Raw genomic sequence first — 24,651 nt, forward strand, 5'->3', positions numbered from 1 at the left:
CGATCGCGCCTGACCGCGACGCCGTAAAGTTGCGGGATGACCTTCGGCATGAATGATGCGGCAATCAGCGAACGCGCGGCACTCGTGCCGTGCTGCAGCTACAGCGGCACTGACGATGGGACGGCCTTCCCCTGGTCGGCACGGCCGCCGGTGCAGGTCACCGCGTGAGCGTCCATCTGCTGGGCGGCGGCGCGCTCGAGCCGACGGACGCCCCGTTGTACGCCCCGTTCCTCGCCGAGGCGACGGCACGCGCTCGGGCCACCGGGCGCGCCGTGCCCACGGTCGCGATCGTGTCGATCCACCCGGGCGGGCCGGAGCGCGGTGAAGTGCTGCGACGCGTGCTCGCCGCGGCCGGCGATGTCGAGGCGCACGTGACCACCTCGCCGGGCGGTGAGAAGCTGCCGCTCACCGCGATCGCGGGGGTCGACGGCATCCTCGTCGGCGGTGGCATCGTCGAGGAGGTCCGTTCCGGACTGGAACCGCTCTTCGACGAGCTTCGCCATCAGGTTTCGGGCGGAGTGCCCTATCTCGGTGTGTCGGCCGGCGCGATGGTCGCTGCCAAGGTTTCGCTCGGCGGCGGCTCCCGTATCGACGGTGTGATCGTCTGCCCCGAGGAGCCCGACGACCCGGGCCTCGAGCTCGAGGTGGAAGCCGGCATCGGCCTGATCGACGTTTCGATCGACCCGCACCTCGCGCAGCGCGGCACGCTCTCCAGAATCGTCGCGGCCGTGGAGTCCGGACTCATCCCGGGTGCGCTCGGAATCGACGAGCGCACGGTGCTGATCGTCGGCGACGGCGGGTTCCGGGTCGAAGGCAGCGGCAACGTGTGGCGGGTGCTGCCCGGCGACGGGGGCGTGACGGTCTCGACCATCGGCACCTGACGCCCCCGAGCTGTCCCCGACCCCGGTATCTGCCGCGCGCTCAGCCCCGTAACCCAAGCACGAACGGCAGCACCGCGCTTGCACCGGCCTGACGCAGCGTGCGCGCCGCGACCGAGAGCGTCCACCGGCTGTCGGCGAGGTCGTCGACCAGCAGCACCGGCCCTTCCGGGATGTCCAGCCCTTCAGCGGTGAAGCGATCCCATAGGCCGGCGACCCGGAAGGCGCTGTTGCCGCCGGGACCGCCGGTGGGTCCACCGTTCGCGAAGCCCAGCTCACCCAGATACGGCAGCTTCCCGATCTCGGCGATGCCACGGGCGAGCGAATCGACCAGCTGAGGCCGCGAGCGCGACGGCATCCCGACGACGGCGACCGGACGCTCGTCCCAGCCCCAGCCGGCGAGCACGCGGACGCAGGCGCCCAGCACCTGCGGCGAGACCGGCGCATCCGGGGCGCCCGCGGCGAAGATCTCGCGCAGCGCGCCACCCCACCCCAGGTCGGTCAGCCGGGCCAGCGCCCGCCCCTCGGCGGCCTGCTCACCTGGTCCGATGCGCCCCTTGGCGGGGACGCCGAGCCGATCGGCGCCCGTCGGCCACTGCTTGCGCGCCTCGATCGGCACGCCCACGCGGTCGAGTGATTCTGCGGCCGCCGCCCCGGCATCCGCTGCGACATCGCTGGGGAACCAGACGCCCGCGCAGTTGTCGCACCGACCGCAGGGCGCGGCGGTGTCGTCGTCCAGCGAGCGCTGCAGGAACTCCATCCGGCATCCGTCGGTGCGCTGGTACTCGATCATGTGCTGCTGCTCTGCGCGGCGCTCGCCTGCGATGCGCTCGTAGCGCTCGGCGTCGTAGGTCCAGGGCTGCCCGGTCGCGACCCACCCGCCCTGCACCCGCCTGACCGCACCGTCGACGTCGAGCACCTTCAGCAGCAGCTCCAGCGGGGTGCGGCGGATGTCGACCATCGCCTCCAGCGCGGGCGTGGAGGTCGGGGCGTCGCTGAGCGCGGCGATCACGCGCTCAGCCCGCTCCTGGTCGGGCATCGAGGCGGTGGCGAAGTAGTGCCAGATGTCGCGGTCCTCGACGCCCGGCAGCAGCAGCACGTCGGCGCTGTCGCTGGCACGCCCGGCACGACCGACCTGCTGGTAGTACGCGACCGGCGACGAGGGTGCACCGAGGTGCAGGACGAATCCGAGGTCCGGCTTGTCGAACCCCATGCCCAGCGCACTCGTGGCGATCAGCGCCTTCACCTCGTTGCGCTTGAGCATCCGCTCGGATTCCTCGCGCTCCTCGGCATCCGTCTGCCCGGTGTACGCCCGCACCTCGTGTCCGTGGTCGCGCAGCATCCTCGCGGTGTCGACCGCCGCCGCCACGGTGAGGGTGTAGATGATGCCGGAGCCCGGCAGGTCATCGAGATGGCTGAGCAGCCAGGCGAGCCGGCTGGCGGAGTTCGGCAGCTGCAGCACGCCGAGACGCAGGGATGCCCGGGCCAGCGGGCCCCGGATGGTGAGCACCTCGCCGCCGCCCGAACCCAGCTGCTCGGCGACGTCCGCCACGACGCGGCTGTTCGCGGTGGCGGTGGTGGCGAGCACCGGGACACCGTGCGGCATCTGGGTGATCAGGTCGCGCAGACGCCGGTAGTCGGGACGGAAGTCGTGGCCCCAGTCGCTGATGCAGTGCGCCTCGTCGACGACGAGCATGCCGATGCGCTTGACCAGCGCGGGCAGCCGCTGCTCGCGGAAGGACGGGTTGTTCAGCCGCTCCGGCGAGACGAGCAGCACATCCACCTCGTCACGGTCCAGTTGACCGAGCACGTCGTCCCACTCGTGCGCGTTGGTGGAGTTGATGGCGACCGCCCGCACCCCGGCGCGCTCGGCGGCCGCGATCTGGTCGCGCATCAGCGCCAGCAGCGGCGAGACCAGCACAGTCGGGCCTGCACCCTGACGGCGCAGCAGCAGGGTCGCGACGAAGTACACCGCCGACTTCCCCCAACCTGTGCGCTGCACGACGAGCGCGCGGCGGCGCCCCTCGACCAGCGCCTCGATCGCCTCGTACTGCCCGTCGTGGAAATCGGCATCCGGTCGCCCGACGAGATCGCGCAGGGCGAGGAGGGCGGCCTCGTGCGTGGCCGATGAGGAGGTCATCCTCCCACTCTGCCCCACACCGACGACAGCCGCCTGACGCACTCCCCCTCACACCGGAATAACGTGGAGACATGATCACCCGTGAGCTCGCCCGCGATCTGAGGGAGGCCGGACTCGTCTGGCATCCGGTCGCCGCTGACCGCTTCCAGCTCGACCTGCCGGACGAGGTCGAGCTGGAGGTCGAGGCCGACGTCTTCGTGGTCAGCGATCTGACCATCGAGGCGCGGAGCACGCCCACCGGAACGCTTCTCGCCTTCAACGGGACGACCGAATGGGCGCTGGACTCCGTCACCCTCGCCGACGCGGTCTGGCTTCCCCACGAGGATCAGCTGCGCGAACTGCTCGGCGGCACGTTCCGGATGCTGCGCCGCGATCGCGACGCGTTCACCGTCGAGATCGAGATGCTCGGCGAGGAGCTCTCCTTCGAGCATCCGGATCCCTCCGAGGCGTACGGAAGGGCCCTGCTGGCACTGCTGCGCCGCGCGCAGTGACGACGAACGCACTCTGAACACGGTGCATCCGTCCCAGATCTGTGCGAGAATTGCAGAACGATCGGTTAGTAAAGATGCCCCGGACGTTTGGAGTCGCTGATGACCGCCCCCGCAGACCTGAGTCTCGTGGATGACGATGCCGACGCACTGGCGCGCTTCGATGACCTCGTCGCACACGAGCAGCGCATCGAACCGCGCGACTGGATGCCCGAGGCGTACCGCAAGACGCTGATCCGGCAGATCTCCCAGCACGCGCACTCCGAGATCATCGGCATGCAGCCGGAGGGCAACTGGATCACCCGTGCGCCGAGCCTGAAGCGCAAGGCCATCCTGATGGCGAAGGTGCAGGACGAGGCCGGCCATGGGCTGTACCTCTACTCGGCCGCGCAGACTCTCGGCGCCACCCGCGACGGAATGATGGACCAGCTCATCAGCGGCAGGGCCAAGTACTCCTCGATCTTCAACTACCCGACCCCCACCTGGGCCGACATGGGGGCGATCGGCTGGCTGGTCGACGGCGCGGCGATCGTCAACCAGGTTCCGCTGTGCCGCGCGTCGTACGGCCCCTACGGCCGCGCGATGGTGCGGGTCTGCAAGGAGGAGTCCTTCCACCAGCGGCAGGGATTCGAGATCCTGCTGACGCTCATGCAGGGCACCGAGGAGCAGCGCGAGATGGCGCAGGATGCCGTGAACCGCTGGTACTGGCCAAGCCTGGCGATGTTCGGCCCACCGGATGACCAGTCCCCGAACTCGGCGCAGTCGATGAAGTGGAAGATCAAGCGCTTCTCCAACGACGACCTGCGTCAGCGCTTCGTCGGGATGCTGGTGCCACAGGCCGAGATCCTCGGCATCACCCTGCCCGATCCGAAGCTGCGCTTCGACGAGACGACCGGCGAATACGAGATGGGCGAGATCGACTGGGACGAGTTCTTCGAGGTGCTGCGCGGCAACGGCCCGTGCAACGCCGAACGGCTCGAGCGCCGCCGCACCGCGCATGAAGAAGGCGCGTGGGTACGCGAGGCCGCCGCCGAGTACGCCAGGAAGCAATCCCTGCGCGCAGAAGGGCAGGTGGCGTGATGGCCACTCCAGGAGCATCGACCAGCCCCGAGAGCCAGGGACAGGAGACCTGGCCGCTGTGGGAGGTCTTCGTCCGCGCGAACCGCGGCCTGAACCACGTGCACGTCGGCTCGCTGCATGCGCCCGACGCGAGCATGGCCGTGCGCAACGCGCGCGACCTGTACACCCGTCGTGGTGAGGGCGTGTCGATCTGGGTCGCACCGGCGGATGCCATCACCACGAGCGACCCGGATGACAAGGGCGCGTTCTTCGAGAGCCCGGCGGGCAAGAACTACCGTCATGCCGTGTACTACACGGCATCCGAGGGGGTGCCGCACCTGTGAGCCCCGCAGACGTCCACGTCTCCGTCGATGAGCTGGAACTGGCATCCGAACTCGCCGGCGGCGAAGCCCGCGCGACCTCCGCCGACATCGCCGAGTACGCCCTGTGGCTGGCCGATGACGCGCTGATCCTGTCCCAGCAGCTGGGCGCCTGGATCTCGCGCGCCCCCGAGCTGGAGGAGGACGTCGCTCTCGGCAACATCGCCCTCGACCTGCTCGGTCACGCCCGCTCCCTGCTGCGCTACGCAGGATCGTGGGACGGGCGATCCGAGGACGACCTGGCGTACTTCCGCGACGAGGCTGAGTTCCGCAGCGCCTGGATCATGGAGCAGCCGAACGGCGACTTCGCGCAGACCATCGCCCGCCAGTTCATCGCATCCGCCTACATGTTCGAGCTGTACTCGGCGCTGCGCTCGTCGGCGGATCAGACCCTGGCCGCGATCGCGGAGAAGTCCCGCAAGGAGGTCGACTACCACCGCGACCACGCGGTGCAGTGGGTGCTGCGCCTGGCCGGCGGCACCGACCTCTCACGCGAGAAGATCATCCGCGCGCTGCACGACGTGTGGCCGTACGCCGACGAACTGTTCCGCGATGAACCGCTCATCGACCGTCTCGGGGATGCTGCGGCACGCCCCTCAGAGCTGCGGGCCGGCTTCGATGCCGTGATCGACGAGGTGCTCGCCGAAGCCGAGCTGGAACGCCCCGGGGCGCTCGCTTCCCGCGCCGGCGGACGTCACGGCGCCCACGCGACCCCGATGGGACATCTGCTCGCCGAGATGCAGGTGCTCGCACGACGGCATCCGGGGGCGACATGGTGACCACCCGGACACTCGACACCGCGACCCGCGCGCGCGAGATCGCGGCGCGCGTCGCCGACCCGGAGATCCCCGTGCTCACCATCGAGGACCTCGGTGTGCTGCGCGATGTGCGAGCGGATGTCACCGGCCGCGTCACCGTCGACATCACCCCGACCTACAGCGGATGCCCCGCCATGGATGCCATCCGCGATGACATCATCCTGGCGCTGACCGCCGACGGGTTCGACGACGTCGACGTGCGGCTCGTGCTCTCCCCCGCCTGGACCACCGATTGGATGAGCGAGAACGGCAAGCGCAAGCTGGTCGAGTACGGCATCGCTCCCCCGACCGGCCGCGCCGCCCTTCGACAGGCTCAGGGACCCATCAGAGTGAATCTCGCCGTCAAGTGCCCTCGGTGCGGATCGCTGAGCACCCGCGAGGTCTCCCGCTTCGGGTCCACCTCCTGCAAGGCGCTCTACGAGTGCCGCGCATGCCTGGAGCCCTTCGACCACTTCAAGGTGATCTGATGTCGCTGTTCCGGATGCCGGATGCCTCGGCCGCGCCGACCGCGGCCCACCGCAGCGCGCGCGACCGCCACCGAGCGCGTTTCCACACGCTGACGGTGTCCGAGGTGCGCCACCTCACCGATGACGCGATCGAAGTCACCTTCGCGGTGCCTGCAGATCTCGCCGACGAGTACGACTATCTGCCCGGACAGTACGTGGCGCTGCGGATGCACCTGGACGGCGCCGAGCTGCGCCGCTCGTACTCGCTGTGCCGACCGCCGGCGAGAACACCCGACGGTGGGGCGAGTCTCAGCGTCGCCGTCAAGCGTGACGAGGGCGGCCAGTTCTCCACCTGGGCGCAGACGCAGCTGACCGCGGGGTTCGAGATCGACGTGATGAGCCCGCAGGGCACCTTCACCTCGGGGCTGTCCGAGCTGGCAGGCACGCACGTCGTCGGCATCGCGGCGGGCTCCGGGATCACGCCGATGATGGCGCTCGCGCGCGATCTGCTGACGGCATCCGACTCCACCCGGTTCACCCTGCTGTACACCAACAGATCCACCGGCGACGTGATGTTCCTCGAGGATCTCGCCGATCTCAAGGACCGCTACCCGACTCGCCTCGTGCTGCACCACGTGCTCTCCCGCGAGCAGCGCACGGCTCCGGTGCTCTCCGGCCGCATCGATGAGGAGCGACTGCGCACGATCCTGGGTTCGCTGATCCTGCCGGCCACGGTCGACGAGTGGTTCCTGTGCGGGCCGTTCGCCCTCGTGGATCTGTGCCGCGAGGTGCTGGCCGACATCGGCGTGCCGCGCGAGAGCATCCGCTTCGAGCTGTTCACCACCGGCGATGCACCCGCCGAGCGCGGACCGCGCCGGGTGGAGGTGCGGCAGGGGCAGAAGGCGTACCGGATCGAGATCAACCTCGACGGCGTCTCCTCCACGGTCGAGAGCCCGGTCGACGCGCACGAGTCCGTGCTGAACGCGGCTCTGCGGGTGCGTCCGGACGCACCGTTCGCGTGCTCGGGCGGCGTCTGCGGCACCTGCCGGGCGCGGGTGCTGGAAGGCAGCGTGACGATGACCGAGAACTATGCGCTCGAGCCCGATGAGCTCGAGCGCGGCTACGTGCTGACCTGCCAGTCCCACCCCACCAGCGACCGCATCGTCGTCGACTACGACGTCTGACCTCGTCCTCCGAAGGAGCACCATGATCGACCTCGCCATCGCATCCGACGTTGCGCACATCACGCTCGACGCACCGTCCAAGCTGAACGCCCTCGACGAACAGGCGCTGCGCGATCTCGGCTCCGCGTACGACGAGGCCGAGCGCGCCGGCGTGCGCGCGCTGGTGCTGCGCGGCGAGGGCCGCGCCTTCTGCGCAGGGCGGGACATCTCCGGCGTCGACCCCCGCGACGACGACGTGATCGGCTACCTGGGCGGCATCGTCACGCCGCTGCTGCGGCGTATGTCCGCGTTCCCGGCGCCGACCTTCGCGGTCGCGCACGGCGCCTGCCTGGGCGTCGGACTCGGGCTGCTGATCGCCACGGATGTCGTGTACGTCGCGGAGTCCGCGAAGATCGGTTCGCCGTTCGCGGCACTCGGCGCGACGCTCGACTCCGGCGGGCATGCCCTGTTCCTGGACCGGCTGGGCGCGCACCGCACGCTCGACCTCATCTACACGGGCCGGCTGATGTCAGGGTCCGAAGCCGTGGCATCCGGGCTCTTCTCCCGGGTCCTGCCCGACGACGAGGTCGTGCAGGCGACGACGGATGCTGCCGCTGCGGCCGCACGCGGCGCGACCCGGGCGTTCCTTGAGAGCAAGCGGCTCATCGCCCGCATCCGCGACGAGCGACTGTCACTGTGGGACTCGGTCGGTCGAGATCGAGAACGCCGCGCAGGCAGCGCTCTGCGACACCGACGATTACCGCGAGGGCTTCGCCGCCTTCCAGGAGAAGCGCAAGCCCGAGTTCCGCGGACGCTGACAAGCCCGTCTATATGGCGCGCACCGCCCTGTTTCAGGCGTTGAAGGGGCGGTTTGTGCCATATAGACGGGTTCTTCGGGGTGGGAGGGACCTGCCCCTCGCCGATGTCGGGGACCGGTGCGAGAATGCCGGGATGATGCTCTCCGAGCTGGTCTCGACGACCGATGAGGTCACGGCGACGTCATCGCGGCTCGCCAAGATCGACGCGCTGGCACGCCTGCTGTCGGCGGCCGAACCCGATGAGCTCGCTCCACTCACGGGTCTGCTGCTCGCCTCTCCCCGGCAGGGCAGGCTGGGCGTCGGATGGCGGACGCTGACCGCCGTGGAGGTCGAGCACGTGGAGGTGCCCGAGCTGACGATCGGCGACGTCGATGCCTCCCTGGATGCTGTCGCCGCGGCATCCGGATCGGGCTCCGCCGCGGCGCGCCAGGAGCTGCTGTCGGACCTGGCCCGACGCGCCACCGCGGCGGAGTGGGATCTGCTGATCCGCGCGATGCTGGGCGAACTGCGCACGGGCGCGCTGTCCGGCGTGCTGCTCGACGCGATCGCACGCGCCTCCGGACGGCCTGTGGCGACCGTCCGTCGGGCGGCGATGCTCTCGGGCGATCTCGGCGAGACCGCCCTGCTCGCGCTGACCGGCACGGAGGCCGACCTCGAAGCGGTCGGTCTGCAGGTGGGCCGCCCGGTGCTGCCGATGCTGGCGGCAACCGCCCCGACCCCGTCCGCCGCAGTCGAACTGACTGGCCGCGCCTCGGTCGAGTACAAGCTCGACGGCGCGCGCATCCAGGTGCATCGGCACGGCGACGAGGTGGGGGTCTTCACGCGCAGCCTCGCCGACGTCACGCACCGGGTGCCCGAGATCGTCGAGATCGTCCGCGGGCTGCCCGCACACGATCTCATCCTCGACGGCGAGACCCTCTCCCTCGACGAGGACGGCGGCCCGCGCCCTTTCCAGGACACCATGTCGCGCTTCGGCGCCGACGTCTCGCGCGACCTCGTGCTGCGTCCGTGGTTCTTCGACGTGCTGCACCTCGACGGACGCGACCTGATCGACAAACCGCTCGCCACGCGCCTGGCCGCACTCGAGGGCGTCGCGGGCCGGTGGCGCATGCCGGGCATCGTCACCGACGACCCGCAGACGGCCGAGCAGCTGTCCCGTGAGGCGTTGGCGGCCGGGCACGAGGGTGTCGTGGTGAAGGCGATCGACTCGCCCTACACGGCCGGCCGCAGAGGAAAGTCGTGGGTGAAGGTCAAGCCCGTGCTGACCGTCGACCTCGTCGTGCTCGGCGCCGAATGGGGCTCCGGACGTCGCCGGGGGATGCTCTCGAACCTGCACCTCGGCGCGCTCGACCCCGGCGGCGAGTTCGGCGCACCCGGCGGGCTCGTGATGGTCGGCAAGACCTTCAAAGGCCTCACCGACGAACTGCTGCGCTGGCAGACCGCGACGTTCCCCGAACTCGAGACGCACCGCACAGGGCAGGCGGTCTTCCTGCGCCCTGAGCTGGTCGTCGAGATCGCGATCGACGGCGTGCAGCGCTCACCGCGATACCCCGGCGGTGTCGCACTGCGCTTCGCGCGGGTCAAGGGGTACCGCCCCGACAAGAACGTCGCCGACGCCGACACGATCCAGGCGCTGCGCGCACTGCTGCGCGGGTGACCGGCGGGCGACTCAGGCCGAGGGCACGAGCCCCGCGTCCTCCTCCGCCACGGTCCCCTGGAACGACCACGGGAAGTCGATCCAGAGATCGGTGTCCTTCCAGGCGAAGTCGGGCTGGATGATCGTGGTGGGCTTGGTGTAGATCGTGACGGAGCGCACGTCGGCGCCCTTGTCCTGCAGCAGCTGCACGGCCAGCGCCAGGGTGCGGCCGGAGTCGGCGACGTCGTCGACCAGCAGCACACGGCGTCCGTCGAGGTAGGCCATGTCCAGCTCGGGCGGCAGCACCTCCGGCGCGTCGAGAACGGTGCCGATGCCGGTGTAGAACTCGACGTTGATGGCGCCGCAGTTCTTCGCGCCCAGCCCGTATGCGATCGCGCCGGCCGGCAGCAGTCCGCCACGGGCGATCGCGACGACCACCTCGGGCGCGAAACCGCTGCTCAGGATGCTCCTGGCGAGCTCCCGTGTCGCATCGCCGAATCCGTTCCAGGTGAGCGTCTCGCGCTCGATCACATCCGTCATGCATTCGATTCTCCCGCATGCCCGATGCGCAATGATCCGCCCGGCCCGGCGGCAACCATGATGGGATAGAGAGGAAGAGGACGCCGTCCGGCATCCGTCATCCGTACCGAGGTCCCCATGTGTCGTCTGTTCGCGTTCGCCTCTCCTGAGCTCTCCACGGCAGGAGCGGCGCTCGGCGCGGCGGGGATCGAGAGTCTGCTGTCGCTCGCGCGCCTGCACGGCGACGGCTGGGGCTGGGCCGGGGTGCGCCAACCGGGCAGGGCTCCGGTCGTGATCCGGTCACCGCTGTCGGCGGCATCCGACCCCGCCTTCGACGCCTCCCTGGTCACCCCCGCGCACGCCGCCATGGTGCACCTGAGGTGGGCGACCGCAGGACTGCCGGTGAACGAGCGCAACGCGCACCCGTTCGAGGCCGATGGCATCGCCTTCGCGCACAACGGCACGATCAAGCCGCTCGACGACCTGCGCGCGCTGCTCTCCCCCGAATCCGTCGCGGCGCTGACCGGCACGACCGACAGTGAGATGTACTTCGCACTCATCCGCGAGCAGGTCGCCCTCGGGACGACTCTGCAGCTCGCCGCGGCACAGGTCGCGCACCGCCTGCGCGACCTGTTCCCCCTGGCCAGCCTGAACGCGCTGATCATCGACCGCGATCAGCTCGTCGTCGTGCATGCGAGCGCCACCAGCAGCCTCACCGACCACGACCGCGCACGACTCGCGCCGCTGGCCGATCAACTGCCCGACGGGCACAACGAGGACTACTTCGCCCTGCGCACCCGCCGGGCAGCCGACGGCAGCATCATGATCGCCTCCACCGGCGTCGCCGGCGAGGGCTGGACGGCACTGCCGCCGGAGACGGTCACGGCCATCCGCCTCGACGACCTCACCGCCTCGACGGTCGAGCTGTCGACCGTCGTCGCCGCGCACCCCTGACCACCGGCGGTAGAATCGATTCGTCCGGCCACGGCCGGTGCCCGAAAAAGGGGCACGAAGCACTCTGCGACCTTGATGGTCCCGCGATGACGCGCGAGCGGCGAGACACATACGGACCACATCCGTTCCCGTCTTGGAAGGCTTTCGCATGCCCACCGTCTCCGCGCACGTCGCACTCACCCTCGCCCAGCACGTCGGCCACGTCTTCGGGGTGATGGGCAACGGCAACGCCTACTTCCTCGATGCCATCGAGACGCAGACGGATGCCGTGTTCACCGCAGTCCGCCACGAGCAGGGCGCCGTGGTCGCCGCCGACGCGCACTACCGCGCCTCGGGTCGCATCGCCGCCGCCACCTCCACTTACGGCGCGGGCTTCACGAACACGCTCACCTCGCTGGCCGAAGCCGTCCAGGCGCACGTGCCGCTCGTGCTCGTCGTCGGCGACGAGCCCACGTCAGGCCCGCGCCCCTGGGATGTGGACCAGATCGCGCTCGCCTCCGCCGTCGGAGCGCGCACGTACACGACCGGACGAGCGGATGCCGCGGCCACGACCGTCATCGCCGTCGAGCACGCCCTGACCTACCGGGTGCCCGTCGTGCTGGCGATCCCGTATGACGTCGCGTCGCTGGAGGCCGGCCCTCTGCCCGAGGCGCCCGCTCCCCGGATTCCCGCCCCGCTCCGCCCGCGCGGCGAGTTCGCCGAGGGGATGCTGGATGAGATCGCCGACGCGCTGCGCGACGCCGAGCACCCCTTCCTGCTGGCCGGCCGCGGCGCCTGGCTGGCCGGCGCGAGCGATGCCCTGGGCGAGCTGGCCGCAGCGACCGGTGCGCTGACGGCATCCACGGCTCTCGGCCGCGGCGTCTTCCCCGACAGCCGCTACGACTTGGGCGTCACGGGCGGGTTCGGCGCCGACGGGGCCATGCAGCTCATCCGCGAGGCCGACGTCGCCGTCGTCTTCGGCGCCTCGCTCAACCAGTTCACGATGCGGTTCGGCGAGCTTTTCGCCCCCGGCACCCGGGTCTTCCAGATCGATGTGGCTCCCGCGGCCACGCACGCGCACATCGGCGGGTTCGTGCGCGCGGACGCCCGCATCGCCGCATCCGCCCTCGTCGAACGGCTACGCGTCGCGGAACACCGCCCCGTCGAACACAACCCCGTCGAACACAACCCCGCGAGAAACCACATCGAGCACGAGAAACCACGTGAGAACGGGTTTCTCATGCAGGATGTGGTTTCTCGTGGCACCGGGTGGCGCGAGACTGTCGATGTCGCCGCCGCGCGCGCGTATCCGACGGGTGATGCGCTCGCCCTCGACGGACGTCTGGATCCGCGCTCGGCAGCACGCCGCATCGCCGCGCTGCTGCCCGAGGACCGCGTGGTGGTCTCGGACGGTGGCCACTTCATCGGCTGGGCGAACATGTACTGGCCGGTGGCGGCGCCGGATCGGATGATGATGATCGGCACCGCGTTCCAATCGATCGGTCAGGGCTGGCCGAGCGTCGTGGGTGCCACCCGCGCCCGTCCGGACTCGACGGTCGTTCTCACCTCGGGCGACGGTGGCGGGCTGATGGCCATCTCCGATCTGGAGTCGGCTGTGCGCGCCGCGGGCGGTCACGGCTGCGCGGTGATCTGGAACGACGCCGCCTACGGCGCCGAGATCAACCTGTACGGGCTGAAGGGGCTCGCCGAGGCTCCGATGCTGATCCCCGAGGTCGACTTCGCCGCGTTCGGGGCCGCCGTGGGCGCGGAGGGCGTGGTCGTCCGCACTCTCGAGGACCTCGACCGGCTGGCATCCTGGGCAGCCGAAGCCCCCGCCGAGCGGCGCTTCCTCGTACTGGACCTGCGCATCTCGGGCCGGGTCATCGCGCCGTACCAGGAGGAGATCATCCGCGTGAACTCCTGAACGGCTGAGTCACCTGAACGGTCGAGTCACCGCAGCCGGTAGGCGGGGATGCTGTCGTCGGTGGCGAACACGTCGGTCAGCCACATCATCGAGCGGTACATCAGAGGGTTCGAGAAGGTCCAGTCGCGCGTGCGGATGCGCCAGGCGGACGGCGGCGCGAGGAACGGCCCCACGTTGCCGGAGCGGGCGATGTTCGTCGGCTTCTTCATCCGCCGGTCGTAGGCGGCGAACGCCGCGGCGTGGTCTCCGCGGGCGGCGATCAGTTCGCCGGCCAGCACATACGCGCCGACCAGCGCCAGACCGGTGCCGAAGCCCCCGAGGGTGTTGGCGAATCCGGCGTCTCCGACGAGCGCGACGCGCCCCCGGGTGAACGAGGTCATGGTCGTGCGTGCCAGCACATCGAGGTAGAAGTCGTCCGCGTCGCGACCGGCCGCGATCGCAGCGGGCACCCGCCATCCGGATCCGGCGTAGGCGGATGCCAGGAATGCCCGCTGCGAGCCGACATCGCGCCGGTCGTAGTCGGGCCGGTCCGCCCGGAACACGAACAGGCTCGGGGCCTTCTGCCCTCCGAGCAGCGCCAGCCGGCCGGGCTCGTTGTAGCCGTAGGCGATCGCGCGGCCGTCCGGAAGCTGCCGCTCCAGACCGTCCAGAGGCATCTCTCCACTGGCGACGGCGTAGTAGTGGCCGCGCGCCTGGATGAACTGCTCCTCGGCACCGAACGCGAGTCGCCGCACGGCGGAGTGCACTCCGTCGGCGCCGATCACCAGGTCGAACCGCTCGCTGGGCCGCGTGGCGAAGGCGGCGTGGACGCCCGATCCCGAGTCGGTCAGCGAGAGGATCTCATCGTCGAAGACGTACTCGGCACCCGCCTGCGAATGCTCATGCAGGATGCGGGCGAGGTCGCCGCGGAGGATCTCGACGTCGCCGCCGATGAACTCCCCCGGCACGGTGGCCTTGACCCGGTCGTTCTCATCGACGAGTCGCCAGTCGGTCTTGGCCGTCTGGTTGGCGTGCACGTCGTCGAGGATGCCCATCCGGTCGAGGATGTCGCGATGCGTACGTCCCTTGAAGTCCACCGCCTGCCCGCCCGGACGCAGCGATGCCGCCTTCTCGACGACGGTCACGTCGAAGCCGTTGCGTCCCAGCCAGCGTGCGAGCGCGGGACCGGCGATGCTCGCCCCGGAGATCAGAACCTTCATGAGCACTCCTTGGATTGAATTGCGTCTTCCGGACACAATACGTTACCGCGTACACTGGACGCAATTACTATCAGGAGACCTCATGGACGACGCCGCACGCCTGCTCTGGACGCCGCCCGCACCTGCGAAGCGCGGCCCGAAGCCGCGATTCACCCTGCGCGCGATCGCGGATGCCGCGCTGGCGATCGCCGACGAGCACGGGTTGGACGCCGTGACGATGCAGCAGGTCGCCGCACACCTCGGCACCACCAAGATGGCGCTCTACCGCTATCTGCCCGGACGGGCCGAGCTGGATGCCGTGATGCTGGACCGTGCTCTCGGCTCCCCCGACCCCCTGCCCGAGGGAGACTGGCACCGCGCGCTCACCCATTGGGCGGACGACCTGCATCGGCGCGTGCTGACGAGGCCGTGGGCGGTCGAACTCAGTCAGCGCCCGCACATCCCGGGACCAGGTGAACTCGCCTGGTTCGAGGCGGGACTGTCGGCCCTGGCAGGGCTGCCGCTGCGGGGCGGCGAGAAGCTCGACGCTCTCACCCTTCTGGTCGGACATGTCATGTCACTCGCGCGACGGCAGTCGCTCGGGGCCGCCTCCGAGAAGGATCTGGCGCTCGGCCTCGCCCCGATTCTCGACACGCATGCCGAGGAGTTCCCGCACACGGCATCCGCCTTTGCCGACGCCGTTGCGGACGGGTCTCAGGACGACGCTCTGCGGTTCGGTGTGGAACGCATCCTCGACGGCATCCGATCACTCCTCAGCACGCACGAGCACCGAACTCCGTGACAAACGACTGCCGGCGTCACTCGACCGTCTCGAGGCCCTCCAACCGGATCTGATCGAGGTCGAGACGCATGGAGATGCGGGACACCACGAGGTCGTCGATCGTGCCCGACCTGCGCAGGCCGCGCAGCACCTCGCGCTTGTGATCGAGCATCGCGAGCTTCAGCCGCGTGAGCTCCTCATGACGGATCAGCGGGGAACGCTGCTCGAGGTCGATGTCGGTCGACGTCGCCACCATCTGCAGCGTCGTCCCGTCCACGGGATCGCCGCCGGACGCCGAAGACACCCCGAGAGAACCGTCGACCAGTTCCACCGACCCGTCGGCGAGCGGATCCGGCGAGCCCAGCAGATCCTCCATCGCCCCCACCTCGGCGTCGATGACGGCGCGTTCCCTGGCGACCGCCTTGGCGTTGGCGAGCTCCAGCATCTCGTAGCCGTCGCGTCGCGCCCGATCGCGCACCTCGTCGCTGATGCCGTGCTCGGCCGCGAGTGTGTCCAGCGCCGCCATCGCCGCACCGGAGATCGCCCGTTCGGCGAGCTCGTATTCGTCGGCCTCGACATTGTCGACCGGGTAGCGGGCCCATCGCACGACGGCAGGCAGCATCGTCCCCTGCACGAGCAGGCTGAGCAGGATCACCCCTGCAGTGACGAAGATGATGTCATCGCGACCGGCCAGCGCTGTGCCGTCCGAGGCGGTGAGCGGGACCGACAGCGCGATCGCCAGCGACACCGCCCCGCGCATCCCCGCGACGGTGCTGACCACCTGCATCCGCGTTCGCAGACCCAGCGGGTGCGCGCTTCCGCCGCCCATCCTCTGCAGCGGAGCGCCCAGCATCTGGAACAGGAAGCGCACCACCAGCAGCACCGCCCACACCGCGACCGTCGCCAGACTGAGCAGGCCGATGGTCTGCAGCGAGGTCTGATGCACGACCCACTGCACCTCCAGCCCGATCAGCACGAAAAGCGCACCGTTGAGCAGGAAGACCCCGAACGGCCAGGCCGCCTCGGCCTGCCGCCGCGACGATGCCGTCGTGACCCGCGAGCTGAGGTACGAGGCGATCAGACCCGCGACGACCACCGACAGCACGCCCGAGGCGTGGATCAGCTCGGCGACCATGAACGCCGCGAACGGCAGCAGCAGCATCGTCACGTTGATCGCGATCGCCGTGCGCGCGCGGCGCAGCAGCAGCCACGCCGCGGCGGCCGCCGCCACTCCGACGAGGATGCCGCCGACATAGGAGACGATCACGGTCCAGGTGACCACCAGCGGTGTGACCTGGCCGCCCACCGCGATCGACACCGCGATCGCGTAGAGCACGAGCGCCGTGCCGTCGTTCGTCAGACTCTCGGCCTTGAGTTTCATGAAGGCGCGTCCCGGCAGCAGTCTGCCGAGGGCGGCGACCGCGGTGGCGTCCGGCGGAGCCACGGCGGCGCCGAGGATCAGCCCGATCTCCCACGGGATCCCGAACAGCCCCGCGATGCCCGCGACGGCGAAAGCCGATGCGACGACCAGCAGCGTGCTCATCGGCAGGATGTATCGGAAGTCGCGCCGGATGGACCGCAGCGAGGTCGTGAGACTCTCCCAGAACAGCATCACGGGCAGGAACAGCAGCAGCACGGTCTCGGGAGGCAGCTGCACCTCGCGCAGCGCGGGGACGAAACCCAGCAGCAGTCCGAAGACGACCAGCACCAGTGGAAGCGCCACCCGCAACCGGGGCGCCAGCAGCGTTCCGATCAGAATCGTCAGCCCCAGCAGGACCGTGATCTCGAGACCTTCCATGCGCATCACCCCTCTGCCGTCGCGGCCGACCGCGACGTGCCCAGAACACAGCGTCCGACAAGGAAACGGTATTCCCGCCGGGCGTCACAGAAAAGGGCTTCCGCGATCGGGAGGGTCAGTTCCCGGCGCTGTAGTCCGGCAGCTCCTGCAGAGTCCAGGTGTTGCCGTCGGGATCGTCGAAGCTGACGAAGCGCCCCCACGACAGCTCGTCGACGCCGTTCGCCTCCACTCCGGCCGCGCGCAGCTGCTCCAGTGCGCCGTCGGCATCGGGGACGACGACCTGGATCGTGTTCTGCTGTCCCGGTTCGAGGTCGATCCCGAGGCCGGTGCCGAACGCGATGGAGCAGGCGGATCCCGGCGGGGTCATCTGCACGAACCGCAGTCCTTCAGTCGGCGTCTGATCATGATCGGCGTTGAAGCCGATCTTCACGTAGAAGTCTTTCGAGCGGTCGACATCGGTCACCGGCACGAAGATGAGCTCGATCTTCCAGTCCATGATGCACTCCTCCTTGCGGGCATCGGCGCCCGGCCGGGCTCCACGCTACGCGGGGGTTCCGACATCGCTGCAGGAGGGGGCAGGGGTCAGATCCAGCCCTTGTCCTGCGCGATCCGCACCGCCTGCGCGCGGTTGGAGGCACCGACCTTGCCGATCGCCGCCGAGAGGTTGTTGCGGACAGTCCCGGCCGACAGGAAGACCTCGGATGCGATGGCGCCGGCGCTGCGCCCGTCGGCAGCCATCCGCAGGATCTGCCTCTCCCGCTCGCTGAGCGGGTTGGCCCCTTCGAACAGGCTCGCCTCGGCGAGCTCGGGGTCAACGACCCGCATCCCCGCGTGCACGCGCCGCACGGCATCCGCGAGCTGTTCGGCAGGAGCATCCTTCACCACGAACCCGCTCGCTCCGGCATCCAGTGCGGCGCGCAGGTATCCGGGCCGGGCGAAGGTCGTCACGATCAGCACCCGGGTGTCCGGGCTCGCGGTGCGGACCGCCGCGGTCGCGGCGATGCCGTCCATCCCCGGCATCTGGATGTCCATCAGGCAGACGTCGGGGCGGGTGGCCGACACGACCTCGATGGCCTCGTCGCCCGTTCCGGCGACCCCCACCACGGTCATGTCGCCCTCCAGCTCCAGCAGCGCGGCGAGCGCTCCGCGAAGCATGGCCTGGTCGTCCACGATCACCAGGCGGATCGTCTCGGCATCCGTCACCAGGTCACCGCCACTCGCGTGCCGCCGGCCTCGGCGGTCGCGAGCTCGAGCGACGCGCCGCCGATGGTCGCCCGCTCCCGCATCCCGCGGATGCCATTGCCCTCGCCACCGGCGAGACCACGGCCGTCGTCGGTCATGGAGAAACTTCCGGGCGCGATGGTCACGATGACCGTGCGCGCGCCCGCATGGCGCAGCACGTTCGTCGTCGCCTCGCGCAGGATCCAGCTCGCCGTCAGCGACTGCGCAGGCGAGAGTGCCGACGCGTCCCCCTCCACCCGCATCTGCACGTCATCCGCCCGCAGCGCGTCGCGGCACGATTCCAGCTGATCGGTGAGGGTCGCGGTGCGCACACCCGCGACCGTCGCGCGGACCCCGGCGATCGCTTCGGCGGTGAGCGCCTCGATGTCGGCGAGCTCGGCTTTGGCGCGCTCGGGATCGCTGTCGATCAACCGCCTGGCAAGCTGCGCCTTGAGCCCGACCACGGTCATCGAGTGCCCGACGAGATCGTGCACGTCGCGCGCGACGGTCTCGCGTCCCTCGCTCGTCGCCAGCTCCAGACTCAGCCGCTCGGCCTGGGCGGAGCGGATGATCAGGGTCGTCGACACCGTGTTGACGACGGCCAGCATCACGACGATCGCGAGGACGGTGAGGTAGGTCATCCCATTCGGGGTGAGGAAGACGACCGCGGCGGCGACGGCGATGCCGAGTGCGATCGCGACCCAGTGCGCGAGGCGGGTGAGTCCGTATGAGGCGAACGACATGATGAACGGGACGAAGCTCAGCGCATTGCCCGACGCCGCCGGAACCACCAGCAGTGTGCAGGCGATCATGCCCGCGAAGACCACCCATTGGATCGGCTTCGGAGGTGCGGTGAGCCCACCTCCGCCGAAGCTCATGCCGTGGATGAAGCCCGCGACGTAGATGACGACGAAGACCACCAGCGCGATCCAGCCTGTGACGATCCAGCCCGGCGCGGCATCCGATCGCAGCAGCGCCAGCACCGGATAGACAAGGAAGACCAGCCAGATGGCCGCCATGACCCACCCGAACCGCTCCCACGGCGACTGGGCCCCGCTCGGACCGCCTGGACGGCTTCCGGATGTCGCCCACGCGGCGGGAGCGACGCCGGCCGCTGAGGCCGCCGCCGCTTCCCGCGTCACGTCGTTCGTCATTCCCTCGACCCTATCGGCGGGAGCGCGAGCGCTTGACGCCGGTCGCCACGAGAAGGGCGAACAGCGCGGCCCAGACGATGACGTTCAGCACGACCATCCACAGCGAGTCGATCTGCCCGGTCGTGAGCACGCCCTCATTGAGCGGCCAGCGGCTCAGCGAGACGAAGCCGTACAGCGGGGTGAAGCGTGCGATGTCCAGCATGACGCCGTCCAGCGGGATGAAGACGTTGCCGAAGAAGGCGAAGAACGTCATCGAGATGGATGCCAGCGCCGCCGCGGAGTCGGCGTTGAAGAACAGCCCGACGCCGAGTCCGTACAGCCCGAAGATGAGACCGATGCTGAGGATGATGCCGGCCGAAGCCCACCAGCGCCAGACGTCGGTCGCCTCGGCGCCTGTGGCCAGCCCCGCGGCGAAGACGAGGAGCACGGCGAGGGCGGCGAACGAGACTGCGGTGATCAGCTTGGTGAGCGCGTAACCCGCGGTTCCGAGCGGTGTCATGGCCAATTGGCGTCCCCAGCCCTGCTTCGACTCGGTCGCGGCGAGCGAGGTCAGCGAGCTCATCGCGACGGCGGTGCCGTAGGCGGCCATGGACACCATCACATAGAACTTGACGTTGCCGTGCCCGGCCGACATGGTGCCGTAATCCATGCTCGCGCCGAACAGCAGGTACATGGCCACCGGCATCCCGAGCGTGAAGGCGAGCGTGTAGGGGTTGCGCACCTGGCGCATCGCTTCGACGCGCAGCATCGTGGGTGAGATCGAGAGGGACATGATCAGTTCTCCGTCAGGGCTGTGAAGGCGGTTTCGAGGGTGGGTGCGGCGATCTCCAGATCGTGGGCGCCGGCGGCGAGCAGAACGGATGCCGCGGCATCCGAGTCCGCTGCGCGCAGACTCACACGGTCGCCGTCGACGCGGACGTCCGTGACGCCGTCGGTGCGCTCGAGACCGGCAAGGAGCCGGTCCGCCCCACTGGCCGGAAGGTTCGCGGCGAGGGTGCGGCCACCGAGGTTGGCGCGCAGCTGCGCGGTCGGCGCATCCGCGACGATGACGCCGTGGTTCATCACCACCGTGCGGCGGGCGAACTGCTCGGCCTCCTCGAGGTAGTGGGTCGCGAAGATGATGGTGCGTCCGGAATCGGCATCCGCGCGCATGACGTCCCAGAAGTGCCGACGGGCGGTGACGTCCATGCCGGCGGTGGGTTCGTCGAGCACCAGGATGTCGGGATCGGCGACCAGCGCGAGCGCGAACTTCACGCGCTGTTGCTCGCCGCCGGAGCACTTGGCGATGCGGCGGCGGGCGATGGTCTCGAGGTCGGCACTGACGAGCACACCGGGAACCCGCGTAAGTGCTTCTCGGCCGTGAAGGCTGGCGATGACCTCGACGGTCTCGCGCACGGTCAGATCCGACAGCAGACCCCCGGTCTGCAGCACGCCGGCGATCGTGCCTGACCTCGCCGCGGCTGCAGGCCGACGTCCGAAGACCGAGAGCGCGCCCTCGCTGGGTTCGGTCAGTCCGAGGAGCATGTCGAGCGTCGTGGTCTTGCCCGCGCCGTTGGGCCCGAGCAGGGCGAGGATCTCGCCGCGGCGGACGGTCAGGTCGAGTCCGTCCACGGCCTTCACCGTGCGCTCCCCGATCCCGAAATGGCGCCGGACGCCGCGCAGTTCGATGGCGGTGTCGGTGGTGCGATCGGATGCAGAAGTCGTGGATGCGGGTGTCGCCCGCGTCTGTGGAGCGGCTGTCGTTTGCATGTCTCCAGTCTTGCGGCGGGACTGTCTCGATGCCGGAGGGTGATGTCACGACGTCGGCATGACAGATGTCATGGTGAGGTGGCCATGCGGCCGGGTACACATGCCGCCGAGTGCACAAGCGCAGAGAGCTACTGACCCTCACACGCAACGGAGGAGAACTCCCGGATGAGAGGAGTGATCCGGCAGATTTCTCCTCCCAAGCGAGAGATCTCCTCCCGAGCCGCGGGAGTCGGACTGGACCGGAATCAGGATGCCGGCAGCAGGTTCCCCGCGAAGAACGCGGACAGCTCGTCCACGGCGTCCAGCGGCAGGATCGCCGCGACGTACTGATCCGGCCGCACGACGACGACGACGCCGTCACGCGACAGCTCCCGCTCCTCGAAGATGTCGGTGGCGCACCAGGCGGATGGCGCCGCCGCATACACCTTCTCCCAGTCGGTCAGCGCGTACGGGCCCACCTTCGGCAGGAACAGGGCTGGCGCGTCGGTGATCTCGAACTCGTCGAAGCGCTGCTGGTAGATCGCCTTCACGTCGAACACGGCATCCGGGTCGCCGTCCGCCGGGGTGTACCGGGAGAGCAGCGGCGCGACGGCCTCGGACCAGGAGGTCAGCTTCGTGGCATCCGCATCGGCGAAGGCGTACACGCGCCACCGCCCGTCTGCCCGTGCGTGGTGTCCGAGGTGCATGGCGTTGCCGTCGCCGACCCGGGTGACCTCCGCGGACTTGAACCGCCTTCCCAGCGGGAAGCCCGCGGCGAGGGCCTGATGCATGTCTTCGGCCACGATCATCGACGGCTCGTAGTGGGTCATGAACCCCGAGGGGAACTCGGCGGTGCCCAGGTAGAACGCGGCGAGCTCCTGCGGGTCGGAGATCTCCTCGGGCTTGCGGGCCATCAGACTCGACCACTGCTTGTCGAAGTCGATCAGCTGCTGCGCCACGGGGCGCCGCTCGGCGCCGTAGGTCGACAGCAGCGCCTCCGGGGAACGGCCGGTGAGCACGTGACCGAGCTTCCAGCCAAGGTTGAAGCCGTCCTGCATGGACACGTTCATGCCCTGGCCGGCCTTGGCGCTGTGCGTGTGGCAGGCATCGCCGGTGAGGAAGACGCGCGGGTCGCGGTCGCCCTCCAGTGCGTCGTCGAAGCCGTCGGTGACCCGGTGGCCGACCTCGTAGACGCTGTGCCAGGCGACCTCCTTCACATCCAGCGTGTAGGGATGCAGGATGTCGTTGGCCTTCTGGATGACGGCTTCGAGCGGCGTGTGCCGCACCTGACGACTGTCGGTGTCGGCCACCTCGCCCAGGTCGACGTAGACGCGGCTGAGATAGCCGCCCTCGCGCGGGATGTGCAGGATGTTGCCGGCCTCGGCGTTGATCGCGCACTTGGTGCGCCAATCGGGGAAGTCGGTGTTGACCAGCACGTCCATGACACCCCAGGCGTGCGACGCCATCACGCCGACGTGCTTGCGGCCGATCGCCTCGCGCACGCCGCTGCGCGCGCCGTCGCAGCCGACGACGTACTTCGCGCGGATGGTGCGCTCGCCTCCCGCGTGGGCCCCTGAGCCCGTCGAAGGGGTGGACACGCGCACCTCGACCGGGTACTCCCCCGTCTCGTGCACCGTGAGCCCCAGGAACTGCACGCCGTAGTCGGGCACGATCCGGCCGGGACCCATGGCCGCCGCCTCGGCGAAGTAGTCCAGCACGCGCGCCTGGTTCACGATCAGGTGCGGGAACTCGCTGATCTTCAGCCCGTAGTCCTCGGTGCGGGAGGTGCGGATGATGTTCTCGCGGTTCTCGGGATCGGGGCCCCAGAAGTTCATCCAGCCGATGTTGTAGGCCTCCGCGATGATGCGCGGCGCGAACCCGAACGCCTGGAAGGTCTCGACGCTGCGCGGCTGGATGCCGTCGGCCTGGCCGAGCACCAGCCGCCCGTCGCGCTTCTCGATGATGCGCGTGTTCACGTCCGGGAACTGCGACATCTGGGCGGCCAGGAGCATGCCCGCAGGTCCCGACCCGACGATCAGCACGTCCATCTCGTCGGGCAGCTCGGCGGGGCGATCCACGCCGAGCCCCTCGGCTGGGAGCACGCGCGGGTCATGCGACACGTAGCCGTGGTGGTGGAACTGCATCATCGGGTCCTCTCCGGAGCGCCGGACATCCCGTAGATCGGGCTCTTGGCCTGCTCGTCCTCATTCTCCGGCCCCAGGGGGATGCCGGTGCGGTCGCGCAGCAGCAGCGTGGCGATCAGCGCGATCACGGTCATTCCCGCCAGATACCAGGTGATGCCGACGGTCGAACCGGTCGACTGGAAGATGGCCTGCGCGATCACCGGGGAGAACGCACCGCCGACGATGGCTCCGATCGCGTACGAGATGGAGACGCCCGAGAACCGGATGGATGCCGGGAACAGCTCGGCGTACAGGGCCGCCTGCGGCCCGTACGTGAAGCCCAGGCCGACGGTGAGGATCACCACAGCGGCTGCGAGCGATCCGAGTGTGCCGATGTTGGTCAGGGGGAACAGCAGGAAGACGCCGACCAGCAGCATGACCCAGCCGATGATGTAGGTGGTGCGCCGACCGATCCGGTCGGACAGCCATCCGCCGAACCAGGTGAAGAACAGCCACGAGACACCCGAGAGCGCGACGACCCAGAAGACCGCCGACGTCTCCAGCCCGATCGGCCCCTTCGGGTCGGTGGCGTAGCGCTGCACGTAGCCGCCGGTCGTCATGTAGCCGACGGCGTTGTTGCCCGCGAAGACGAGAGCGGCGACGATCACGAGCAGCGCGTGGTGCTTGAACAGCTGCACGATCGGCATCCGCGTGGTCTCCTTGCGCTCGGCGATCTCGGCGAACACCGGGCTCTCCTGCACGCGGCGACGCACCCAGTACCCGACGCCGATCAGCACGATCGAGACCAGGAACGGCACGCGCCAGCCCCACTGCCCGAACGCGGTGTCCTGCAGGTGGATGTCGGAGCCGGCGGGAACGCCCGGGGCGATCTGGGCCATGAACGCGAGCATCATGGATGCCAGCAGCAGGCCGATCGGCACACCGATCTGCGGCGAGGCGCCGAACAGTCCGCGCTTGCTCTTCGGCGCGTGCTCGACGGCCATCAGCACCGCGCCGCCCCACTCACCACCCGCCGAGATGCCCTGGATGATGCGCAGGAAGATCAGCAGGATCGGAGCCCAGACGCCGATGGCGGCGTGGGTCGGGAGGAGTCCGACCAGTGTGGTGGCGGCTCCCATCAGCAGCAGGGTGATGACCAGCATCGGACGCCGGCCGATCTTGTCGCCGTAGTGCCCGGCGAGGAATGCGCCCAGGGGACGGAACAGGAAGCTTACGCCGACGCTGAAGAACGCCACGATCTGCGCGAACTCCTCACCCATCGGCTCGAAGAACAGCGCCGCGAACACGGTCGCCGCGGCGAAGGCGTAGATGAAGAAGTCGTACCACTCGACCGTGGTGCCGATGACGGTCGCGACGACCACCCGTCGACGGTCTGTGGACGATGCGATGGTGCCGGTCGGTGTGAGCCCGCCCTGCGAGTGATCGCTCATGTGTCTCTCCTTTGA

The 24,651-nt window shown here is 69.6% G+C and carries 23 protein-coding genes and 1 pseudogene; 13 read left to right on the plus strand and 11 right to left on the minus strand.

Translation table 11 applies throughout. From position 1 onward, the window contains the following. The first annotated feature begins 36 nt into the window (after window positions 1-36). Together QF046_RS06235 and QF046_RS06240 are read left to right on the plus strand one after the other, a co-directional pair. The gene (locus QF046_RS06235; RefSeq protein ID WP_307367321.1) at window positions 37-168 is read left to right on the plus strand and encodes a hypothetical protein; all 132 of its coding nucleotides are present in this window, start codon (window positions 37-39) and stop codon (window positions 166-168) included. Then, window positions 165-881 (plus strand): Type 1 glutamine amidotransferase-like domain-containing protein, encoded by a 717-nt coding sequence (locus QF046_RS06240; protein ID WP_307367323.1) that lies wholly within the window; start codon window positions 165-167, stop codon window positions 879-881. The genes QF046_RS06235 and QF046_RS06240 overlap by 4 nt, the downstream gene beginning before the upstream one ends. 40 nt (window positions 882-921) lie before the next feature. On the opposite strand, the gene QF046_RS06245 is transcribed toward QF046_RS06240, so the two are convergent. After that, entirely contained in the window at window positions 922-3,018 is a 2,097-nt protein-coding gene (locus tag QF046_RS06245; protein WP_307367325.1) for a RecQ family ATP-dependent DNA helicase, read from the minus strand. Window positions 3,019-3,089: 71 nt separating this feature from the next. Here QF046_RS06245 and QF046_RS06250 point away from each other — a divergent pair, with 71 nt between their 5' ends. The 8 genes and pseudogenes from QF046_RS06250 to QF046_RS06285 all read left to right on the plus strand — a co-directional run bounded on the left by QF046_RS06250 (window position 3,090) and on the right by QF046_RS06285 (window position 9,847). After that, window positions 3,090-3,509, plus strand: a complete 420-nt coding sequence (locus tag QF046_RS06250; RefSeq protein WP_307367327.1) for a pilus assembly protein CpaE — start codon at window positions 3,090-3,092, stop codon at window positions 3,507-3,509. Window positions 3,510-3,608: 99 nt separating this feature from the next. Next, on the plus strand, window positions 3,609-4,586 hold the full coding sequence (gene paaA / locus QF046_RS06255) for a 1,2-phenylacetyl-CoA epoxidase subunit PaaA (RefSeq protein ID WP_307367329.1): 978 nt from the start codon (window positions 3,609-3,611) through the stop codon (window positions 4,584-4,586). Then, complete coding sequence (gene paaB, locus QF046_RS06260; protein ID WP_307367331.1) at window positions 4,586-4,909, plus strand: 1,2-phenylacetyl-CoA epoxidase subunit PaaB; 324 nt, start codon at window positions 4,586-4,588, stop codon at window positions 4,907-4,909. Before paaA ends, paaB begins: the two co-directional genes overlap by 1 nt. After that, window positions 4,906-5,724, plus strand: a complete 819-nt coding sequence (gene paaC / locus QF046_RS06265) for a 1,2-phenylacetyl-CoA epoxidase subunit PaaC (protein ID WP_307367333.1) — start codon at window positions 4,906-4,908, stop codon at window positions 5,722-5,724. The genes paaB and paaC overlap by 4 nt, the downstream gene beginning before the upstream one ends. Then, a complete protein-coding gene (gene paaD, locus QF046_RS06270; protein WP_307367335.1) occupies window positions 5,718-6,230 on the plus strand; it encodes a 1,2-phenylacetyl-CoA epoxidase subunit PaaD in 513 nt (170 codons plus the stop codon). The genes paaC and paaD overlap by 7 nt, the downstream gene beginning before the upstream one ends. After that, window positions 6,230-7,393 carry a 1,2-phenylacetyl-CoA epoxidase subunit PaaE gene (gene paaE / locus QF046_RS06275; protein WP_373425670.1) on the plus strand — a complete coding sequence of 388 codons (1,164 nt, stop codon included), beginning with the start codon at window positions 6,230-6,232 and terminating at the stop codon, window positions 7,391-7,393. Before paaD ends, paaE begins: the two co-directional genes overlap by 1 nt. A 22-nt stretch (window positions 7,394-7,415) precedes the next feature. Further along, window positions 7,416-8,190 (plus strand): annotated as a pseudogene (locus QF046_RS06280) (enoyl-CoA hydratase/isomerase family protein). A gap of 133 nt (window positions 8,191-8,323) precedes the next feature. Then, complete coding sequence (locus QF046_RS06285; protein WP_307367337.1) at window positions 8,324-9,847, plus strand: ATP-dependent DNA ligase; 1,524 nt, start codon at window positions 8,324-8,326, stop codon at window positions 9,845-9,847. 12 nt (window positions 9,848-9,859) lie between these two features. Here the strand turns inward: QF046_RS06285 and QF046_RS06290 are convergent, their stop codons facing one another. Further along, window positions 9,860-10,366 carry a phosphoribosyltransferase gene (locus QF046_RS06290; RefSeq protein ID WP_307367339.1) on the minus strand — a complete coding sequence of 169 codons (507 nt, stop codon included), beginning with the start codon at window positions 10,364-10,366 and terminating at the stop codon, window positions 9,860-9,862. A gap of 117 nt (window positions 10,367-10,483) precedes the next feature. On the opposite strand from QF046_RS06290, the gene QF046_RS06295 reads away from it, so the two are divergent. Together QF046_RS06295 and QF046_RS06300 are read left to right on the plus strand one after the other, a co-directional pair. Then, window positions 10,484-11,299, plus strand: a complete 816-nt coding sequence (locus tag QF046_RS06295; protein ID WP_307367341.1) for a class II glutamine amidotransferase — start codon at window positions 10,484-10,486, stop codon at window positions 11,297-11,299. Window positions 11,300-11,447: 148 nt separating this feature from the next. After that, a complete protein-coding gene (locus QF046_RS06300; protein ID WP_307367343.1) occupies window positions 11,448-13,202 on the plus strand; it encodes a thiamine pyrophosphate-binding protein in 1,755 nt (584 codons plus the stop codon). Between the two features lie 26 nt (window positions 13,203-13,228). On the opposite strand, the gene QF046_RS06305 is transcribed toward QF046_RS06300, so the two are convergent. Further along, window positions 13,229-14,401, minus strand: a complete 1,173-nt coding sequence (locus tag QF046_RS06305) for an FAD-dependent monooxygenase (RefSeq protein WP_307367346.1) — start codon at window positions 14,399-14,401, stop codon at window positions 13,229-13,231. Window positions 14,402-14,483: 82 nt separating this feature from the next. Between QF046_RS06305 and QF046_RS06310 the strand changes: the two genes are divergently transcribed. Next, on the plus strand, window positions 14,484-15,182 hold the full coding sequence (locus QF046_RS06310) for a TetR/AcrR family transcriptional regulator (RefSeq protein WP_307367348.1): 699 nt from the start codon (window positions 14,484-14,486) through the stop codon (window positions 15,180-15,182). Window positions 15,183-15,198: 16 nt separating this feature from the next. On the opposite strand, the gene QF046_RS06315 is transcribed toward QF046_RS06310, so the two are convergent. The 8 genes from QF046_RS06315 to QF046_RS06350 all read right to left on the minus strand — a co-directional run bounded on the left by QF046_RS06315 (window position 15,199) and on the right by QF046_RS06350 (window position 24,636). After that, entirely contained in the window at window positions 15,199-16,959 is a 1,761-nt protein-coding gene (locus QF046_RS06315) for a Na+/H+ antiporter (protein WP_307367350.1), read from the minus strand. Between the two features lie 115 nt (window positions 16,960-17,074). Continuing rightward, a complete protein-coding gene (locus QF046_RS06320; RefSeq protein ID WP_307367352.1) occupies window positions 17,075-17,455 on the minus strand; it encodes a VOC family protein in 381 nt (126 codons plus the stop codon). Window positions 17,456-17,541: 86 nt separating this feature from the next. After that, on the minus strand, window positions 17,542-18,162 hold the full coding sequence (locus QF046_RS06325) for a response regulator transcription factor (protein WP_307367354.1): 621 nt from the start codon (window positions 18,160-18,162) through the stop codon (window positions 17,542-17,544). Next, window positions 18,159-19,334, minus strand: coding sequence for a sensor histidine kinase (locus QF046_RS06330; protein ID WP_307367357.1), 1,176 nt, complete (start codon window positions 19,332-19,334; stop codon window positions 18,159-18,161). The genes QF046_RS06325 and QF046_RS06330 overlap by 4 nt, the downstream gene beginning before the upstream one ends. 10 nt (window positions 19,335-19,344) lie before the next feature. Further along, entirely contained in the window at window positions 19,345-20,106 is a 762-nt protein-coding gene (locus tag QF046_RS06335; RefSeq protein WP_307367359.1) for an ABC transporter permease, read from the minus strand. Window positions 20,107-20,108: 2 nt separating this feature from the next. Next, the gene (locus QF046_RS06340; RefSeq protein WP_307367361.1) at window positions 20,109-21,083 is read right to left on the minus strand and encodes an ABC transporter ATP-binding protein; all 975 of its coding nucleotides are present in this window, start codon (window positions 21,081-21,083) and stop codon (window positions 20,109-20,111) included. 245 nt (window positions 21,084-21,328) lie between these two features. After that, window positions 21,329-23,206: an FAD-dependent monooxygenase gene (locus QF046_RS06345; RefSeq protein WP_307372746.1), complete on the minus strand. Its 1,878-nt coding sequence runs from the start codon at window positions 23,204-23,206 to the stop codon at window positions 21,329-21,331. After that, window positions 23,206-24,636: an MFS transporter gene (locus QF046_RS06350; RefSeq protein WP_307367363.1), complete on the minus strand. Its 1,431-nt coding sequence runs from the start codon at window positions 24,634-24,636 to the stop codon at window positions 23,206-23,208. Before QF046_RS06350 ends, QF046_RS06345 begins: the two co-directional genes overlap by 1 nt. Window positions 24,637-24,651 lie beyond the last annotated feature (15 nt).

The sequence above is a fragment of the Microbacterium sp. W4I4 genome, from assembly GCF_030816235.1.
Lineage (GTDB): Bacteria > Actinomycetota > Actinomycetes > Actinomycetales > Microbacteriaceae > Microbacterium.

Bases quoted from the DNA above. Each gene is read 5' to 3' on its own strand.
- QF046_RS06235 (WP_307367321.1), top strand. From the start codon at position 37: ATGACCTTCGGCATGAATGATGCGGCAATCAGCGAACGCGCGGCACTC.
- QF046_RS06245 (WP_307367325.1), bottom strand. From the start codon at position 3,018: ATGACCTCCTCATCGGCCACGCACGAGGCCGCCCTCCTCGCCCTGCGC.
- QF046_RS06250 (WP_307367327.1), top strand. From the start codon at position 3,090: ATGATCACCCGTGAGCTCGCCCGCGATCTGAGGGAGGCCGGACTCGTC.
- paaA (WP_307367329.1), top strand. From the start codon at position 3,609: ATGACCGCCCCCGCAGACCTGAGTCTCGTGGATGACGATGCCGACGCA.
- paaB (WP_307367331.1), top strand. From the start codon at position 4,586: ATGGCCACTCCAGGAGCATCGACCAGCCCCGAGAGCCAGGGACAGGAG.
- paaD (WP_307367335.1), top strand. From the start codon at position 5,718: ATGGTGACCACCCGGACACTCGACACCGCGACCCGCGCGCGCGAGATC.
- paaE (WP_373425670.1), top strand. From the start codon at position 6,230: ATGTCGCTGTTCCGGATGCCGGATGCCTCGGCCGCGCCGACCGCGGCC.
- QF046_RS06285 (WP_307367337.1), top strand. From the start codon at position 8,324: ATGATGCTCTCCGAGCTGGTCTCGACGACCGATGAGGTCACGGCGACG.
- QF046_RS06290 (WP_307367339.1), bottom strand. From the start codon at position 10,366: ATGACGGATGTGATCGAGCGCGAGACGCTCACCTGGAACGGATTCGGC.
- QF046_RS06295 (WP_307367341.1), top strand. From the start codon at position 10,484: ATGTGTCGTCTGTTCGCGTTCGCCTCTCCTGAGCTCTCCACGGCAGGA.
- QF046_RS06300 (WP_307367343.1), top strand. From the start codon at position 11,448: ATGCCCACCGTCTCCGCGCACGTCGCACTCACCCTCGCCCAGCACGTC.
- QF046_RS06305 (WP_307367346.1), bottom strand. From the start codon at position 14,401: ATGAAGGTTCTGATCTCCGGGGCGAGCATCGCCGGTCCCGCGCTCGCA.
- QF046_RS06310 (WP_307367348.1), top strand. From the start codon at position 14,484: ATGGACGACGCCGCACGCCTGCTCTGGACGCCGCCCGCACCTGCGAAG.
- QF046_RS06315 (WP_307367350.1), bottom strand. From the start codon at position 16,959: ATGGAAGGTCTCGAGATCACGGTCCTGCTGGGGCTGACGATTCTGATC.
- QF046_RS06320 (WP_307367352.1), bottom strand. From the start codon at position 17,455: ATGGACTGGAAGATCGAGCTCATCTTCGTGCCGGTGACCGATGTCGAC.
- QF046_RS06330 (WP_307367357.1), bottom strand. From the start codon at position 19,334: ATGACGAACGACGTGACGCGGGAAGCGGCGGCGGCCTCAGCGGCCGGC.
- QF046_RS06335 (WP_307367359.1), bottom strand. From the start codon at position 20,106: ATGTCCCTCTCGATCTCACCCACGATGCTGCGCGTCGAAGCGATGCGC.
- QF046_RS06340 (WP_307367361.1), bottom strand. From the start codon at position 21,083: ATGCAAACGACAGCCGCTCCACAGACGCGGGCGACACCCGCATCCACG.
- QF046_RS06345 (WP_307372746.1), bottom strand. From the start codon at position 23,206: ATGCAGTTCCACCACCACGGCTACGTGTCGCATGACCCGCGCGTGCTC.
- QF046_RS06350 (WP_307367363.1), bottom strand. From the start codon at position 24,636: ATGAGCGATCACTCGCAGGGCGGGCTCACACCGACCGGCACCATCGCA.